Origin of the sequence: Bacillus cereus group sp. BfR-BA-01331, from assembly GCF_022663915.1 — a bacterium.
GTDB classification, from domain to species: Bacteria; Bacillota; Bacilli; order Bacillales; family Bacillaceae_G; genus Bacillus_A; species Bacillus_A mycoides.
Genome location: NZ_JAKUGJ010000001.1, coordinates 66,277 through 84,308 on the forward strand (window position 1 = coordinate 66,277; position 18,032 = coordinate 84,308).

Sequence of the window (18,032 nt, forward strand, 5' to 3'; positions counted from 1 at the left end):
TAATGACATATAGTTTGGGAGGGGGAAAAGAAGTGGCAACAGATCATTCATTACGATTTTCATTAAAAGAATCTGTTTGGTTCCAGAAGGGACAGGAAGTCGAAGAACTTTTGTCAATTTCGTTAGATCCAGACGTTGAGATAGAGGAGCTCGATCATGAAGTTATCGTGAGGGGGCAATTAGATTTAACGGGAGAGTACGTTGCAAGGCAAGATGATTCAGCTTATTCATTAAGAGAGCTATCACCAGCAAAGGCAATTGATTATGTAGAAACAAGGGGAGACGGGGTTAATGAGCTTGTCCATTCCTTTCCGCTCGAAATATCAATTCCAAGAAATCGAGTGAAAGTAATTGAAGAATTATATGTATCAATCGAGGAATTTGATTATGAATTAAAGGAAAATGGTTGCTTACAACTATTAGCGGATATATCTATTACAGGCCTATGTGACGAGGAAAGAACCGAGGATGAAGAGGAAGAGACGGTGTATGCCGAGTTGGAAACTGATTCAGCTGAAGAGGATGAAAGTAGACCTGTGCTGCACGAAGAGGTACCAGTCTATAAAGAATCAGATGGATGGGAAGATTATGCATTTGAACCGTTTCAGCTAGAGGAAAGAAAAGAGCAAGAAATAGAAGAAGAGGCATTAGAAGAACATGAACTTGTGGAGCGTGAAGAGGAGCAAGAAAAGACGCCACAATTTGAATTGTTCGGGCGGAAAAATTTCAAGAAAGAAAAAGCGAAAAAGCAGGAAGAGCCAGAGGAAGAAGCATATTCACAGCGAGATGAAAATGCACTTTATTTAACGAAATTATTTACGAAAGAACCAGAAGAAGAATTTACGAAGTTAAGAATGTACTTCGTACAAGAAGGAGATACAATTGAATCGGTTGCAGAACGTTATGAAACGACTGTACAAAGCTTATATCGTGTAAATCAATCAGAAGATATATATTTAACTACAGGGCAAATTATATATATTCCTGTTTCAAAAGCAACAGTGAAATAAGTGAGTGAGTTTTTTCACTCACCTCTTTTCTTTTCCTAGAAGCTATGTTTTGAATAAGAAAGGGTTATTCGTATGGATATTGAATTACGAAATCGCTATGAACCCATTGTGAGGCAATATAGATTGGACACTCAGCATATGGAAGAGCACGGAAGTGTAATGAAAATTTATACGAATCAAGGTCCGTATGCGTTAAAGAAAATACAAGATAGAAAATTAGAGCGGAATAATTTTTTACACCATATTCAATATTTGAAGGAGAAAGGTTTTTCGAATTATGTACCTATCTATCACACGACGGACGGGAATTATGTTTTAAGTGATGGGGCGTATAGCTATTATTTAATGCCTTGGTTAGAACGTGCGGAAGGAAATGGCGAAGATAATGATCAATACCATAAGATGTTTCAAACACTCGGGACGTTGCATCAAAAAACGGTGAAAGAGGAGACTTATACAGAAGAAGATTTAGAAAAACATTATACAAATATATCCGACCGTTGGGAAAATGATGGTGAGATATTAGAAGAGTTTCTCATAGAATCTGAAGCGAAGTGGTATATGTCTCCATTTGAATTACAATATTGTACGTATTATCACCACGTTATGAGGGCACGTGAGTTCGCAACGAAACAATTAAGTGAATGGCATGATGCAATGAAAGAAAAGGAAAAAACACGTACTACTTTCGTTCATGGAAATGTATCACTTAATCACTTTTTATTTGATTATGAACGAAACGGTTATTTTATTAGTTTAGAAAAGTCTCAGTTTGCTACACCGGTACAGGATATCGTCGGCTTTTATTCAAGGTCTTTGAACACATATCCAATTGCGCGGAGCGACCGCTTTGAATGGTATCAAATGTATCAAAAAAATTTCCCATTTACGAAAGAGGAGCAGCTTCTTATGTTTGCGTATATGACGTACCCGTCGCATTTTATTCGGCAAATTCAGTCGTATACGAAAAGAAGAAAGAGTCGTAATGAAGAAAATGAGCTTCGCGGGGTGAAAATTCTGCAGCAATCGCATTGGCTCATTAGTAATACAGAATATTTCCTTTCGCAATTACAAGCTGCCCAGCAAGGGAACGGATAAAGAAGATAAGTAGGGAGAACCCTGCTTATCTTTTTTTTATTAGTTCCATAAAGAGATAAAAGCCGTAGTTTCAAATTTATCTTGACGAATAAGGTTTCGTTTTTTACACTATTGTATATAATAATTAACAATCACATAAATGCATTGAAGGGGAAGAGTATAACATGAAACGTCTTCAGAGAGGGGAACCATTGGCTGGGAGGTTCTCTAGATAGTTATGTTAGAAGGTAGCCCTGGAGCATCTTTTCTGAACGGAATGATTCTTATTAGGAAAAGACGGATTTGTCCGTTATCAAATTAAGAGTATAAGCAAATTCTGAATTTGTTTGTAAATAAAGGTGGTACCGCGATGTCCCTCGTCCTTTTTTGGATGAGGGGCATTTTTTATTTTAAGGAGGGAAAATAATGTCAAACACGGAAAATAATTTACCAACTAAATATGATCATATGTCCGTTGAAGAAGGCCTTTACAAGTGGTGGCTTGAAGGCAAATATTTCGAAGCAACAGGAGATGAAAAGAAACAACCATATACAATTGTAATTCCACCTCCGAACGTAACTGGTAAGTTACACTTAGGTCACGCTTGGGATACGACGCTTCAAGATATTTTAACTCGTACAAAGCGTATGCAAGGTTACGATGTATTATGGCTTCCAGGAATGGACCATGCTGGTATCGCAACGCAAGCGAAAGTAGAAGGGAAACTTCGTGAAGAAGGTATTTCACGTTACGATCTTGGTCGTGAGAAATTCCTTGAAAAAGCTTGGGAATGGAAAGAAGAATACGCTTCTCACATTCGTCAACAATGGGGGAAAGTTGGTTTAGGACTAGACTATTCTCGTGAACGCTTCACATTAGACGAAGGTTTATCTAACGCTGTTAATAAAGTATTCGTTCAATTATATGAAAAAGGCTTAATCTACCGCGGTGAGTATATCATCAACTGGGATCCAGCAACACGCACAGCTCTTTCTGATATTGAAGTAATTCATAAAGAAGTTCAAGGTGCATTCTACCATATGAACTATCCGTTAACAGACGGTTCTGGTCACATTCGCCTTGCAACTACTCGTCCAGAAACAATGCTTGGTGATACAGCGGTAGCAGTTCATCCAGAAGATGATCGCTACAAACATTTAATCGGAAAAACAGTTACACTTCCAATCGTAGGCCGAGAGATTCCGATTATTGCTGATGAATACGTAGAAAAAGACTTCGGAACAGGCGTTGTGAAAATTACACCAGCTCATGACCCGAATGACTTTGAAGTAGGTAACCGTCATGACTTACCACGTATTTTAGTAATGAACGAAGATGGAACGATGAACGAAAAAGCTGGTAAGTATAACGGTATGGATCGTTTCGAATGCCGTAAAGAGTTAGTGAAAGACTTACAAGAAGCTGGCGTATTAGTAGAAATCGAGCCTCATATGCACTCAGTAGGTCATAGTGAGCGTAGCGGTGCAGTTGTTGAGCCTTATTTATCAACACAATGGTTCGTAAAAATGGCTCCACTTGCAGAAAAAGCGGTAGAACTTCAACAAAAAGAAGAAGAAAAAGTAACGTTCGTACCAGAGCGTTTTGAAAACACATACTTACGCTGGATGGAAAACATTCATGACTGGTGTATTTCTCGTCAATTATGGTGGGGACACCGCATTCCAGCTTGGTATCATAAAGAAACTGGTGAAGTATACGTAGGTACAGAAGCGCCAGCAGATCTTGAAAACTGGAATCAAGATAATGACGTGCTTGATACATGGTTCAGTTCAGCATTATGGCCATTCTCAACACTTGGCTGGCCGAATGAAGATGCAGCAGACTTTAAAAAGTTCTATTCAACAGATGCTTTAGTAACTGGTTATGACATCATCTTCTTCTGGGTATCTCGTATGATTTTCCAAGGTTTAGAGTTTACAGGAGAGCGTCCATTTAAAGATGTATTAATTCACGGTTTAGTTCGTGATGAGCAAGGACGTAAAATGAGTAAATCTCTTGGTAACGGTATTGATCCGATGGATGTTATCGAGAAGTACGGTGCAGATGCGATGCGTTACTTCTTATCAACAGGAAGTGCACCAGGTCAAGATTTACGTTTCAGCATGGAAAAAGTAGAATCTACTTGGAACTTCATTAATAAAATTTGGAACGCATCACGTTTCGTATTAATGAACATGGATGACATGAAGTATGAAGAAATCGATTTAACTGGTGAAAAATCAGTTGCAGATAAGTGGATTTTAACTCGCTTAAACGAAACAATCGAAAGTGTAACACGTAACATGGATAAATATGAGTTCGGTGAAGCTGGTCGTTCATTATACAACTTCATTTGGGATGATTTCTGTGACTGGTACATTGAGATGGCGAAACTTCCACTATACGGTGAAGATGAAGCAGCTAAGAAAACAACTCGTTCGATTTTAGCTTACGTATTAGACCAAACAATGCGTCTATTACATCCATTCATGCCATTTGTAACAGAGAAAATTTGGCAGCATTTACCGCATGAAGGCGAGTCTATTACAGTAGCAGCATGGCCAACAGTTCGCGAAGATTTACAAGATAAAGAAGCGGCAGCAGAAATGCACCTTCTAGTTGATATCATTCGCTCTGTTCGTAACATCCGTGCGGAAGTAAATACGCCAATGAGCAAAAAAGTTCAAATGCAAATTAAAGCAAAAGACGAGGCAGTACTAGCCCAGCTTACGAAAAACAGCTCTTACATTGAGCGTTTCTGTAACCCAAGTGAACTAACAATTAAGATTGATTTACAAGCGCCAGAAAAAGCGATGACTGCAATCGTATCAGGTGCAGAGTTATTCTTACCGTTAGCTGATCTTATCAATCTTGATGAAGAGAAAGCGCGTCTTGAAAAAGAACTTGAGAAGTTCGGTAAAGAAGTAGAACGTGTACAGAAGAAACTTTCAAACCAAGGATTCGTAGCGAAAGCTCCTGCAGAAGTTATTGACGGAGAGCGTGCGAAAGAGCAAGATTATCTAGAAAAACGCGAAGCGGTTCGTCAACGTCTAGCTGATCTTGAGAAATAAAAATGTTTTTCAGAGACTCACTATATTGGTGAGTCTCTTTTCTTTGCGTATAATAGAAGTATGAAGGTTGTCTTTTGAAAGGGGAATAACACACGTGATACATACATACGAAGAAGCGATAAACTGGATTCATAGCCGATTGAAATTTGGGATAAAACCAGGGCTAGAAAGAATGCAATGGATGTTAGAAGAACTCGGAAATCCAGAGCGTCATATAAAATGTGTTCATCTAGCCGGCACAAATGGAAAAGGTTCAACTTTAACATACATGCGCTACATGTTAGAAGGTGCGAAATATAAAGTAGGATCGTTTACATCGCCTTACATAGAAACATTCAATGAACGTATTAGTGTAAACGGAATACCGATTGCAGATGAAGAGATTGCAGAACTTGTAAATATGGTAAAGCCAGTCGTTGAAAAATTAGATGAGACGGATTTAGGAGAAGCGACTGAGTTTGAAATTATTACAGTAATGGCAATTTATTATTTCGGTAAAGTTAATTTCTGTGATGTCGTTTTATTTGAAACGGGGCTTGGGGGAAGATTTGATTCTACAAATGTTATTCATCCGGTTCTCACGATTATTACGAATATCGGTCACGATCATATGCATATTTTAGGCAATACACTAGGAGAAATTGCATATGAAAAGGCAGGGATTATTAAGTCTGGTGTTCCAGTTATTACTGGTGTGAAAAATGAAGAAGCATTGCAAGTAATTCAAAAGGTTGCTAAGGAAAATCATGCAAGCTTATATGAACTTGGAAAACAGTTTACAACACTACATAAACATTCTAATAAAGATGGGGAACACTTTGATTTTGCTTGTCCATTTGCCTCGTTTGAAAATGTTCGGATTTCAATGAAAGGTATTCACCAAGTAGGCAATGCAGCACTAGCGCTTATGGCAGTAATGTATTTAAAAACATATTTATCATTTTTAATTGATGAAGAGGAAATAAAAGTTGGCTTACAAGAAGCATACTGGATTGGTCGATTTGAAAAGTTACAAAGTAATCCAGATATTATAATAGATGGTGCTCATAATCCAGAAGGTATTGAAAGTCTTGTAAAAACAGTAGAGGCACATTATAAAAAGAAGAATGTAATAGTTTTATTTACTGCTCTTGGTGACAAACAGTTACATAACATGGTAGGGCAATTAGAAAAAGTTGCTGATGAAATAATATTTACGACGTTTGCCTTTGATCGTGCCATTTCTGCTGACAAGCTTGCATCGTATTCACAACAAGAGTCAAAATTAGTTTTTGAAGATTGGAAAGAGGCAATTGATACAAAGGTTGACATGATAGGAGAACATGATGTTTTTATCATAACAGGTTCTTTGTATTTCATTTCCGAAGTTAGAAAATATATTCGCGAGAAAAACTAGATAGTCTTTGCTATCTAGTTTTTTGTTCTACAAATGAAGTCAAATGCATACATATAAGATAATAATATAGGGTTATTTGACGAATTCCTCTGACAAATATCTCGTTTTTTTGTGGAATGAATATGATATGATGCGGACAATGACAAGAGGTGAGGTGTGAGTGTATGGACAAGCAATCACGAACGATCTCGGTGAAAGTAAATGGAACAGAAGCGAAGTATGAGGAAAAAAAGAAGGATGAGTTTGACTGGATGGTAGCAGAAAGTGAGAGACCGAAAAATGTCGTTCCGTTTCAAAAAGCGAAATCAGTATCTATGGAAAAATATAGAAAGAAGTGGAGCAATACAATAATCGCAATCGTTGCAACTGCAATAATTATTGGTACTGCATTTGGGATGGGTATGATTTATTTATTAACTGGACAAGGGACGACAGGAGAAGGTAAGGTAACGGCTTCGAAGCAGGCAGGTAATGAGGAACAAAAGGTGGGTGGAACGGCAGAACAAACACCAACACCAAAGGAGGAAAAACAAAAAGCGCAAGTAGGAGCTGCATTAGAAGCAATGAAACTATTTTTTGTTCAAGGAGGGCTTTATTCCTCTGAAGAAAAAGGACAGGCTGCTATTGAAGAGTGGAAAAGTAATGGGGGCGTGGCTACTTTGAAACCGAGTGGTGATAAGTATGCGTTAGTTGTTGCTATTACGAGCGATGAACAGGCTGTTAATCAATTAATAGATCAGTATAAGCAAGATGGTGTTTCAGTTTTGAAAAAAAATTGGGATATTACAGATAAAGCATTGCTCAAAAATGATAAAGAAGTAGGAATGTTTTTAGCGAAAGTGCAGCCATTATATACTCATTTAGCAAAATATGTGTCCAGCGTACAAACTAGTGGAAAAAGTAATCCAAAAGATATAGAAGCGATTCAAAAAGAGTGGAAAGCTATTGAAAAGGAAGGGAAGAGTATGAAGCGTGAAGATGCAAAGAAGCTTTATACGTATACGTCAATAGCGGTGCAAACGATTAAGGAAGGGAAGAGCGATAAGGAATCTGTAGCTAAATTAAATCAAGTTATTATTGATGGATTACTTTCGTACGAAAAAATGGTTTCACAAAAAGTAAAATAATAAGATAATGATGAAGGGGAAAGAAGTACATATACTTCTTTCTTTTCTTTTGAATTTAGAGCAAAGTGCTTTCTGTATGGGCAGAATATAATCGTATTTAAAAAGAACTATTATTTTGTTTAGAGAAAATGATATTTCTAGAATTTGTGGGGAAACTATTCCTTTGATACGATTGATTTGAATTATTCTGCTTCATGCGAGAAGGGAAGGAGAAAATATGAGGAAAATTATTTTAGCTTCAGGATCACCTAGGAGGAAGGAACTGCTTGAATTAGCTGATGTGCCATTTGAAATCGTTGTTAGTGAAGTAGAAGAGACGATTGGTGCATATTCATCGCCTTCTGATATTGTTATGTCGCTTGCTTTGCAAAAAGCATCTGCTGTGGCAGAAAACCATAGTAATCAAGTTGTACTAGGTGCAGATACAATTGTTACATATGATTCGCGTATTCTTGGAAAGCCGTCTAATGGGGCTGAGGCGAAAGAAATGCTACAATTATTATCAGGGAAAACACACGAAGTATACACAGGTGTTGCAATTATATCGAAAGAAAAAACGGTAACTTTTTATGAACGTACAGAAGTAACATTTTGGGAATTGACAGAAGAGGAAATAGACGTATACGTTGCATCGAAGGAACCACTTGATAAAGCAGGAAGTTACGGAATTCAAGGTAAAGGGTCTATTTTTGTTCAACATATTCAAGGGGACTACTACAGTGTAGTTGGCTTGCCAATTGCGCGTGTTGTCCGTGAATTAAAACAGTTTGATAGCGATGTAACCCATGCGTAAAATTGCATGGGGTTTTCTTTAGGAGAAATCTTAAAAAAAGGGGTGGAGAGATGAACGGTATTCGTGATGTTGTGAGAGAAGAACAGCCACGGGAGCGTTTATTGTTAGAAGGAGCAGGAAGTTTATCGAATCGAGAACTTCTTGCAGTTTTACTCAGAACGGGTTCTAAAGAAGAAACGGTGTTAACGTTATCAGATAATATTCTACATCATTTTGACGGCTTACGAATGTTAAAGGATGCAACGTTAGAAGAGATGATGAGCATTCATGGTGTTGGGATTGCAAAGGCGTCGCAGCTTATGGCTGCTTTTGAATTAGGTAGAAGAATGGTACGTTTAGAATATCAAAATAGATATAGTATTCGAAGTCCAGAAGATTGTGCGAGTTATATGATGGAAGAGATGCGTTTTTTGCAACAGGAGCATTTTGTTTGTTTATATTTGAATACGAAAAATCAAGTTATACATAGGCAAACTATTTTTATTGGAAGTTTAAATACGTCGATTGTGCACCCAAGGGAAGTTTTTAAAGAAGCGTTCCGTCGGGCAGCAGCCTCTATTATATGTCTTCATAACCATCCCTCAGGAGATCCGGCGCCGAGCCGTGAAGATATTGAAGTTACAAAACGATTAGTAGAATGTGGCCAGATTATCGGAATTGAAGTACTCTTATCTTAATAAAAATTAAAGGGCAAAATCAAATTTTATATCAAAATACTTATGTATTCTAATTTCGCTCTCTATTCTTTATAGGATAGAGAGTCAGGCAAAGGGAATCGTAAATTACAGAAATACACAAAATAGTAAATAGCGAACCAATGCAGGCTATTTATTATTTTGTGTAAGGATAAAATTATCTATTTGTTGAATTAATTATGTAGTATGGGGTGAACGAAAAACAAACATAAGGAGTCTATTTGTGTCATAGAGATATTTATATTTAATTAATATCTCATTTGGTGGGGGGTGAATTATCGGTCATAATTTTATAAAATTTCTATTGTTTTATGAAATAAAAAACGAATTATGGTATTAAAATCCAAGTAATATATTGACAATTTATAAAATTCCCCTAGAATAAAGGATAGTAAGAGTGGAAATGTATCGATTTTTATTTATGAGGTAGATTTACGTATAGATCACAGTTTAAGTAAAAAGATAATCCTGATAATTTTGTGAGAATATAAAGGTTAAAAATTCACTTGGTGAATTATCTTACAATCAGAAGTTACTTTAAGAAGGATAAAAAGATTTTTATAGGAGAACAACCCATTAATCGAGAACAGAAATTACAATGTAATTTCTGTTTTTTTTGGTATTAATATGAAAATAATGAAAAAAATTCAAAATATGTATTGAAATATAATTTTATTGTGATAAGATGTATAACAGATGAGGAGGTGAGAAAAAATGGAAAACAAATTATTCGATTTAGATTTAAAAATTGATAAATCATCAAATGGTGTTGAACCACGTTTATGGAGTAAGTTTGCATGTACACCAGGATCATGTGCATGTGATGGTGGTGAAACAATCCAATCAGCATGTTGTAGTGTAGAGATTACAATTTATCACTGTACAACTAAAACAAAATAAAACGGTTATAAAATCTTTTTTTCTTAATATTAAATTTTAAAAATGGAGTGAAAAAAATGGAAAACAAATTATTCGATTTAGATTTAAAAATTGATAAATCATCAAACGGTGTTGAACCACGTTTATGGAGTAAGTTTGCGTGTACACCAGGATCATGTGCATGTGATGGTGGTGAAACAATCCAATCAGCATGTTGTAGTGTAGAGATTACAATTTATCACTGTACAACTAAAACAAAATAAAACGGTTATAAAATCTTTTTTTCTTAATATTAAATTTTAAAAATGGAGTGAAAAAAATGGAAAACAAATTATTCGATTTAGATTTAAAAATTGATAAATCATCAAACGGTGTTGAACCACGTTTATGGAGTAAGTTTGCATGTACACCAGGAACATGTGCATGTGCGGGTGGGAAAACAATCCAATCAGCATGTTGCAGTGTAGAGCTTACAATTTATAATTGTAACAATTAATAAAATACAATTTTAGATTTATTATAGTACAATCAATAAATTAATAATTAATTATAAAATCATAGTGGTTTGTAGCCGTAAGTTTCACTTGATGTAATATTACATATATTTAATTTTTAACTAAGTTAAAAATTATGATTGGGAATTATGTGTTACATATGTTAACATCTCTGCCCCTGAATTAGTTTACTAATTTAGGGGCAGAGATTAGTACAATATTTGATTTAGATTTAAAAATCAATAAAGGATGTTGAACCAGGTATATGAGTTAATATTTTTGTACACTAGGAACATGTGCATGTGAACATGGGTTTGTTTTTACTTTAGTATAGTGTTTCTTTAGTTATCGGAAGTGTAATTAGTTTGTATTTATTTTTGTATTATAAAAATTGTATATTTAAAAAATTTGAGAAATGGTTTTGCCATTTCTCAAATTTTTTAAATATAAGTTTAAATTATTTTTAAAAATAAAATTATATTTTGATGGGATTAAAAATTGATATATATAATCGTTGGAGGACTAGTTAAATTATGGAAAAATTGTATAAACCATTAGATTTTTTTATGTTACGTACACCCACTTATCCACTTGGATATTTTAAGAACATTGCAGAGATTGAAACAGAAAAAGAGAATGTAGATTATATATTAAATAATATTCTTAGTAATGAAAAAATAATTGAGATGATTACTGTCGCCAGCCCTAAATTATATGAGGCGTTGATAAGGCTAAAGAATGATCCTGATACAAAGAAGAAAGAACAAATTATTTTAAATTTAACTAAGTACTTAATTCGGATGAGTACTAGACCAACGCCGTTTGGGTTGTTTTCTGGGGTTTCAATGGGGGGGTTTGATGACAGCACAAATGTCCAAATAGAGAACATTGATTATTTTAAAAAAAGGGCTCGCCCTGATATGGAATGGCTTTTAAGTTTTATAAAACAAATTGAGTCAAATATAGATAACGTAATGCCATTAAAAGTTATAGCTAATCATCTTTCAGTTGTTAATGGCTCAAGAGTCAATCTTATTTATAATACACAGTATGGAGAAAGAGCTAAGAAAAAAGAGAAGGAAGTATTAGCATCTTCCATAAAATATAACGAAGTTATTGAAAAGGTTTTTAAAGCAGCTCAGAAACCAATAGTGTTCTCTAATTTAATACATATAATAAAAGAAGAGTATCCACAAGTTGCGGAAGCTACGATTGTACAATTTGTGTGGAATTTATTTGAAAATGAATATTTAATAAGCGAACTGCGACCCGTGCTAACAACAGGTAATCCGTTTGACTACGTTATTAATAAATTATCCAAAATAACGATTCTTCATAAATACCATATGAAATTGGTAGAAATAAGAAGAAATATAGAATTATATAATAATTTACCGATAGGAAAAGGGAAAGAATTAATTTTGGAAATATTTGATGATATGAAAAATGTATGTGAAGTTAGTACTCCTTTGCAAGTAGATTTATCAGTAAAAACAAAGGATAATATATTAAATAAGTCGATTTCAGAAGAATTAGCAAAGGTTGCAGAATTTCTTTGGAGTCTTTCACCTAAAGATAATATCAATAATGCTTTAGAGAGCTATAAACGAGATTTCTTAGAAAAGTATGGTGAATATATAGAGATTCCAGTATTAGAGTTGCTGGATCCTGACATAGGTCTTGGATCTCCAGGAGGATACATAAATCCAATTAGTCACAGGAAGATTGAAAATTCACAAACTGATCATTTAAATGAGTTAGAAAACTATTTGTTAGAGCAAATTTCTAAGGCTTCTCTTTCTAAAAGTGAAGAAATTTTTGAGATTAACATAGAAGATGCTCAATACGAAAAATTTAAAAATAAAGCAGAATTAAAAAAGGCGCCAGTTTCAATGGAATTGTATTGTACTATAGCGGCAAGAAAACCTAAAGATATTGATAGAGGAAAATATAAGATACAATTAGTACCAAATACAGGTTCGGATGGAGCTGGTAAAACATTTGGAAGATTTATGGATTTATTTAATAATGCTGACAAGAAAAAAATATATAAAATTAATGAATTAGAAAAAGAATTTTATGAAGACACTGTAATAGCAGAAATGGTATATCTCCCAGACTATGGACGATCTGCAAATGTTTCAACTATCAATAATATTAGAGACTATGAACTTTCAATTGGGACAAATTCGTCAAAAACGGAACGAGAAACCTTGAAAATGTCAGATCTGGTAATTGGTATAAATGGAAGCGGATTTTACATACGTTCAAAATCTCTTAATAAAAGAATTATTATCACCACAGGGCATATGTTAAATGTAGCAGGATGTCACAATCTGTGTAGGTTTTTGAAGGAAATCTCGAATGATGGGATAATACCTTGGAAGCTTCCACTATTTAGTTGGATGACAAAAATGGCTTTTATTCCGAGAATTAACTTTGGGAGAGTAACTATTTTACCTGCAACATGGAATTTGAATTTAAGTATGTTAGAACTGGATCTCAAATTATTAAAAGAAGATTTCGAATGTTTTAAGCGACAATTTAATAAGTGGTGTCTAGAGTTAAAAGTGCCTAGGTATGTTTATCTTATTGATGTGGATAATAGGGTATTGCTGGATACAAGAAATGATTTGCATTTGAAAATAATTCAAAAAGAATTGTTTCACTCAAGAAACAAAAAAGTTCAATTTTATGAATTTGGGAATGAAATTTATGAGGAGTGGATAGAAGGGGGTTCTGGTACATATTTATCGGAGATAATAGTACCGTTTATTAAAAATAAAGAAGTAATTAGTGAAAAAGAAAAGATTAATTTTAGTGTACGTAATAGTGATGAATGTAGGAAGGTAAGAGATAAATCACCAGGAAGTGAGTGGTTATATTTTAAAATTTATTGTAATAGCAAAATGGAAGATGAGCTTATTGGACATGAATTACAGTCTATTTGTCAAACTGCAATATTAGAAGAACTTGCTGATAAGTTTTTCTATATGAGATATGCAGATACTAGCAAACATATACGCTTAAGATTTCATATGTTAAATAAAGAAAAATTCCCTGAACTTATAACGTATATTAGTGAACAGTGTAATAGTCTGAAGGAGAGGGGACTTGTATCTCAAATAATAATTGATGTCTATGAAAGAGAAGTAGAAAGATATGGAGGACCAAAATTAATAGAGGATGCAGAAAATCTATTTTTCTATGATAGTAAGTTTGTACAGGAGCTTTTAAGATTAAAAGAAGAAAATTTACTTGAAACAAGTTTTGAAAATATTTGTGTGTTTAGTATATTAGATTATTTACAGGAATTTGGATTAACTCATCAAGAACAATTGAGTATAATGGAAAAAATTGTTGATTATAAAGATTACCTAGGTGATTTTAGAAAACAAAGAAACAATTTAATAACTTTGTGTAATAAGAATAAAGATATTGAACTGGGGATTCGTACAAAAAGTACTAATTTGTACGAATTAGTAGACGATCGTAAGAAAGTGATTCAATTGTATAAAGAAAAAATAAATTTTTTAGAATCGAGAGGTGAACTTTTTAATTCAAAAGAAAATATTATATTAAGTGTAATACATTTACATTGCAATAGAATGATAGGCATAGATCGTGCGTATGAAAATAAGTTAAATACTTTAGCGAGGCATACATTAAATGCTTTAAGTTATTTTTATAAAGAACCAACTGTAGAACTTTAATTTTTTATCTCGTATTAACGGGCAGTAAGATGTCTATCTAAAAAAAAATTAGAAAAACTCGGGGAAGATAGATGGGGGATAACTGACCGTAAAAGCGCAATTAGTTCAACTAACCATCAGTGGGCGATGAAGACCCCCACTGATGGCATTTTCACTTTATTAGATATTTAATAGAAGGATTTATTGCGAGATAAGTTATTTTTTAATATACTGGCTGAATACTTTTCTAATATTTGGTAAATTAAAATGAGCTTAGTATATTATATATTGATGTAAAAGTGTATACTCATATAATCCGAAGGTACAATTAGGTTACTTTAGTTATGTCTTCGTAAGACATGATTGTAATTTCTTTGAAGACAGAATGTCTCAATTCCTTAATTAAATTAGAGGGATAAATAGTAATTATAATTTTTTGATATAGTCTAAGATATGTATGAGCAATAGATTGACTATCTAAGTATCAAATTTAATATAGATTTTTGTGCTTCAGATATGTACACAATTCAATAATAGGAAGAATATGGGTGATGCAGATTGAAAGAAATATTTTTAGCAATGAAGTATTGGATAAGGACTATAAAGCTACTTTTTGAAGTAAATAAGTTTTATATGATTTTTATATTTATTTTAGCGGTCGTACAAGGATTTCTTCCTGTAGCAACACTTTTGATAACTCAAGAGCTCATTAATACCCTTTTAATTTCTATAGGAAAAAGCTTTAGTCCAGTATTATATTGGTTTGTATTACTAGTAGCTGTGTCATTAATACTAGTGGTGTTGCAGATTATACAAGGATATTTACAAAATATATTACAACTGTTATTAGTGTATAAGTTAAATGTTAAACTTATGGAAAAGTCGTCTGAGCTATCTTTAGAAGACTTTGAGGACTCAGAAATTTATGATAAACTGCAACGAGCACAAGGGGAGGTTGGTACTAGACCTTTTCAAATTTTCACCACATTATTAAGTGTAATTACTGGGATTATAACATTATTATCATCTGCCATCGTACTAATTACATGGAAATGGTGGATCGTTCTCTTATTAATAATAGTGCCGTTTATTTCTACCTATTATTCATTAATAATAGGAAAGTGGGAATTTGATATTCAAGTAAAACGGACACCTACTTTTAGAAAATCGTGGTACTATTCGTTTTTACTAACAAAAGATATTAATTATAAGGAAGTAAAAGCATTTAATCTAGGAGGATATTTAGTAGGTAGATATAAAAAAATCTATGATGATTTTTTAGTAGTTGATAAACAAATAGCTAGGAGAAAAGCTGTAGTAGGTTTAGTATTTAGTTGCCTTGAAGAATTAATTGGGCACTTAATAACACTTTTTATCATTTTTGTTACATTTACTGGTGAAATTCTTATTGGCAGCTTAATGGCTTATATGAAGGCGGTTGGTTTGTGTGTATCGAGTTTTAAAAGTGTATTTAATAGTGTCGCCTCTTTATTGCAAAGTAATCTATATATAAAACAATTTTTTGAATTTCTTGATCTTAAGGTTACTGAACATAAAATGAATGAAGGGGAGCTTCTTCAACTTAAAGATATAGAAAAAATTGAGTTTCGGGATGTATCATTTCAATATCCAAGCACTAAAAAGTATGCTCTAAGGAATGTGAGTTTTACTATAAGAAAAGGACAAATAATAGGAATTGTAGGGGAAAACGGTTCAGGAAAGTCTACGCTCACAAAACTTTTATTAAGATTGTATAAGGTGAAGGAAGGGCAAATATTAATTAATGATCAAGATATAAATAAGTATCGTGAGGAAGACATTAGAGAAAAAATGAGTGTTGTATTTCAAGATTATGTAAAATATGAATTAAGTGTGAAGGATAATATAGGATTTGGGAATGTAAAAGATTTATCTAATGAAGAACGTATCCTAAAATCAGCAGAGATGACTGGAATAAAGAAATTGATAGATAATTTCCCAAAAGAAATAAACACACAATTAGGAAGTTGGTTCTCAGATTCACACCAATTATCAGGAGGTCAGTGGCAAAGGGTAGCTGTAGCTCGTGCGTTTTTTAAGCCGGCAGATATTTACATTTTAGATGAACCAAGTTCGGTACTTGATCCTATTTCTGAAAAGGATATATTTGATAAATTCTTTAATGTAGTTAAGGATAAAATCGGGATTTTTACATCGCATAGATTTTCTACGATAAAGATTGCAGATGAAATTCTTGTGTTTAATGACGGGTGTCTTGTAGCAACAGGGAGTCATGATGAACTGATTGAAAAAGATGAATATTATAATGTGTTGTATAACATTCAAGCATCTCCATTCAATGAAGCCAGTACAAGAGAATATAACATGAATTAAAGTTACTTCTAATGAAGGTGAGGAGCATCAATGAATAGTAAAAATGCAAGAGAGTACGTTTGTACTTTAGAATGCGAAGGGCTTGAAAGTAAAATTGAAAACATTATATTAGGAATTACTAATATAATGAAGGATCCAGAGTATGTAAAGGGGATTGTCACCAATAGAGGTAATGTTATGCACTTGTTAAATCAAGAAATAATTCCATGGGAAGAGGGGAGTTTGAGTACAGGATATCCTAGTATATGTCTTTTATTAGGAGAGTTGTCAGAACATTATTCAAACGATAAATGGGATCAAATAGCGCATAATTATGTATTAAAAATAAATGAATATCTTGCTGAAAAGGGTATGACATCTACATCTATTTTTCAGGGATTGGCAGGAATTGGACTTGCAGTAACAGCTCTATCAAAGGGTTTTACTCGTTATCAAAATTTTATTGAACAGATAAATGAGATAATTATTAAACAAATAAATCTTATGTTACCTTTATACTATGAGAGGTTAGAGGCCAATAATTTGAAAATGTCAGATTATGATGTAATATCAGGGCTAACAGGAGTTGGTAGATACTTATTATTTTATAAAGAAAGAGAAAGAGATTCTTTAGAAAAAATTTTATCTTTTTTAATTAAAATGACACAAGATAAAAAAATAAATGGGCATTTGGCTCCAGGGTGGTATACTTCATCTGAAAATCAATTCTTAGACCATGAGAAAAAACTTTATCCGAATGGTAATTTCAATTTAGGATTATCGCATGGTATTACAGGACCGCTAGCCTTACTTGCTCAATCTTTAGAAAATGGAATTGAAGTAACTGGGCACAAAGAAGCTATCACTAAAATTGCAGATTGGATTATACAATTTAAAATTGAAACAGAGAAAGGTTTATTTTGGTCTTTTAGGGTTGATTGGGAAGAGTTTATAGCTGGGAAAGGAAAAAAAGAAAATATTTCACGTGCGGCATGGTGCTATGGAACCCCGGGGGTTGCAAGGACTATCTACCTTGCTGGAAAAGCATTGGGGAACCAAGAATATATAGATGTGTCACTTAAGGCTTTAGATGATATATTTAAACTTGAAAGAAATGAATGGGGCCTTTATTCACCTACATTTTGTCATGGATTTGCTGGGTTACTTCATATACTTAACCTAATGTATATAGATACAAAGGAGCCGAATTTCAAAGAATATATAATGGAACTTTTAGAAATGATTTTAGAGAAGTTTGATAAAGATTCAAATTTTGGTTTTTATAATTATGAATTAGATAAGGATAAAATAAATAGTTCAATCAATATTGGGTTAATAGAAGGGGTGAGCGGTATACTTCTTGTATTACTTGGATTATTGAAACCTATACGTACAAATTGGGACGCAGCGTTTTTACTTATTTAGTATTCAGTTAGGTGTCTGTG

At 33.5% G+C, this 18,032-nt stretch carries 13 protein-coding genes and 1 other annotated feature; all 13 genes read left to right on the forward strand.

Annotation, left to right across the window (positions count from 1 at the left end):
* The first annotated feature begins 2 nt into the window (after nt 1–2).
* The 13 genes from spoVID (at nt 3) to MR155_RS00395 (ending at nt 18,012) form a co-directional block, all read left to right on the forward strand.
* A complete protein-coding gene (gene spoVID / locus MR155_RS00335; protein WP_219303598.1) occupies nt 3–1,010 on the forward strand; it encodes a stage VI sporulation protein D in 1,008 nt (335 codons plus the stop codon).
* Nucleotides 1,011–1,082: 72 nt separating this feature from the next.
* Nucleotides 1,083–2,108 carry a spore coat protein YsxE gene (gene ysxE, locus MR155_RS00340; protein ID WP_219303597.1) on the forward strand — a complete coding sequence of 342 codons (1,026 nt, stop codon included), beginning with the start codon at nt 1,083–1,085 and terminating at the stop codon, nt 2,106–2,108.
* A gap of 135 nt (nt 2,109–2,243) precedes the next feature.
* Nucleotides 2,244–2,475, forward strand: a binding site (T-box leader).
* Nucleotides 2,476–2,513: 38 nt separating this feature from the next.
* Nucleotides 2,514–5,159, forward strand: coding sequence for a valine--tRNA ligase (locus MR155_RS00345; protein WP_002143265.1), 2,646 nt, complete (start codon nt 2,514–2,516; stop codon nt 5,157–5,159).
* A gap of 94 nt (nt 5,160–5,253) precedes the next feature.
* The gene (locus MR155_RS00350; protein WP_219303595.1) at nt 5,254–6,555 is read left to right on the forward strand and encodes a bifunctional folylpolyglutamate synthase/dihydrofolate synthase; all 1,302 of its coding nucleotides are present in this window, start codon (nt 5,254–5,256) and stop codon (nt 6,553–6,555) included.
* A 164-nt stretch (nt 6,556–6,719) separates the two neighbouring features.
* A complete protein-coding gene (locus MR155_RS00355) occupies nt 6,720–7,682 on the forward strand; it encodes a stage II sporulation protein B (protein ID WP_242307509.1) in 963 nt (320 codons plus the stop codon).
* 217 nt (nt 7,683–7,899) lie between these two features.
* On the forward strand, nt 7,900–8,475 hold the full coding sequence (locus MR155_RS00360; RefSeq protein WP_242307511.1) for a Maf family protein: 576 nt from the start codon (nt 7,900–7,902) through the stop codon (nt 8,473–8,475).
* A 50-nt stretch (nt 8,476–8,525) separates the two neighbouring features.
* Complete coding sequence (radC, locus tag MR155_RS00365) at nt 8,526–9,152, forward strand: DNA repair protein RadC (RefSeq protein WP_242307512.1); 627 nt, start codon at nt 8,526–8,528, stop codon at nt 9,150–9,152.
* A 732-nt stretch (nt 9,153–9,884) separates the two neighbouring features.
* Nucleotides 9,885–10,070, forward strand: coding sequence for a gallidermin/nisin family lantibiotic (locus MR155_RS00370; RefSeq protein WP_242307523.1), 186 nt, complete (start codon nt 9,885–9,887; stop codon nt 10,068–10,070).
* A 56-nt stretch (nt 10,071–10,126) separates the two neighbouring features.
* The gene (locus MR155_RS00375) at nt 10,127–10,312 is read left to right on the forward strand and encodes a gallidermin/nisin family lantibiotic (protein ID WP_242307523.1); all 186 of its coding nucleotides are present in this window, start codon (nt 10,127–10,129) and stop codon (nt 10,310–10,312) included.
* A 56-nt stretch (nt 10,313–10,368) separates the two neighbouring features.
* Nucleotides 10,369–10,545, forward strand: coding sequence for a gallidermin/nisin family lantibiotic (locus MR155_RS00380; RefSeq protein WP_242307524.1), 177 nt, complete (start codon nt 10,369–10,371; stop codon nt 10,543–10,545).
* Nucleotides 10,546–11,076: 531 nt separating this feature from the next.
* Nucleotides 11,077–14,256 carry a lantibiotic dehydratase gene (locus MR155_RS00385; RefSeq protein ID WP_242307526.1) on the forward strand — a complete coding sequence of 1,060 codons (3,180 nt, stop codon included), beginning with the start codon at nt 11,077–11,079 and terminating at the stop codon, nt 14,254–14,256.
* Between the two features lie 537 nt (nt 14,257–14,793).
* On the forward strand, nt 14,794–16,608 hold the full coding sequence (locus MR155_RS00390; RefSeq protein ID WP_242307531.1) for an ABC transporter ATP-binding protein: 1,815 nt from the start codon (nt 14,794–14,796) through the stop codon (nt 16,606–16,608).
* A 30-nt stretch (nt 16,609–16,638) separates the two neighbouring features.
* Nucleotides 16,639–18,012: a lanthionine synthetase C family protein gene (locus MR155_RS00395; protein ID WP_242307533.1), complete on the forward strand. Its 1,374-nt coding sequence runs from the start codon at nt 16,639–16,641 to the stop codon at nt 18,010–18,012.
* The last annotated feature ends 20 nt before the right edge of the window (nt 18,013–18,032 follow it).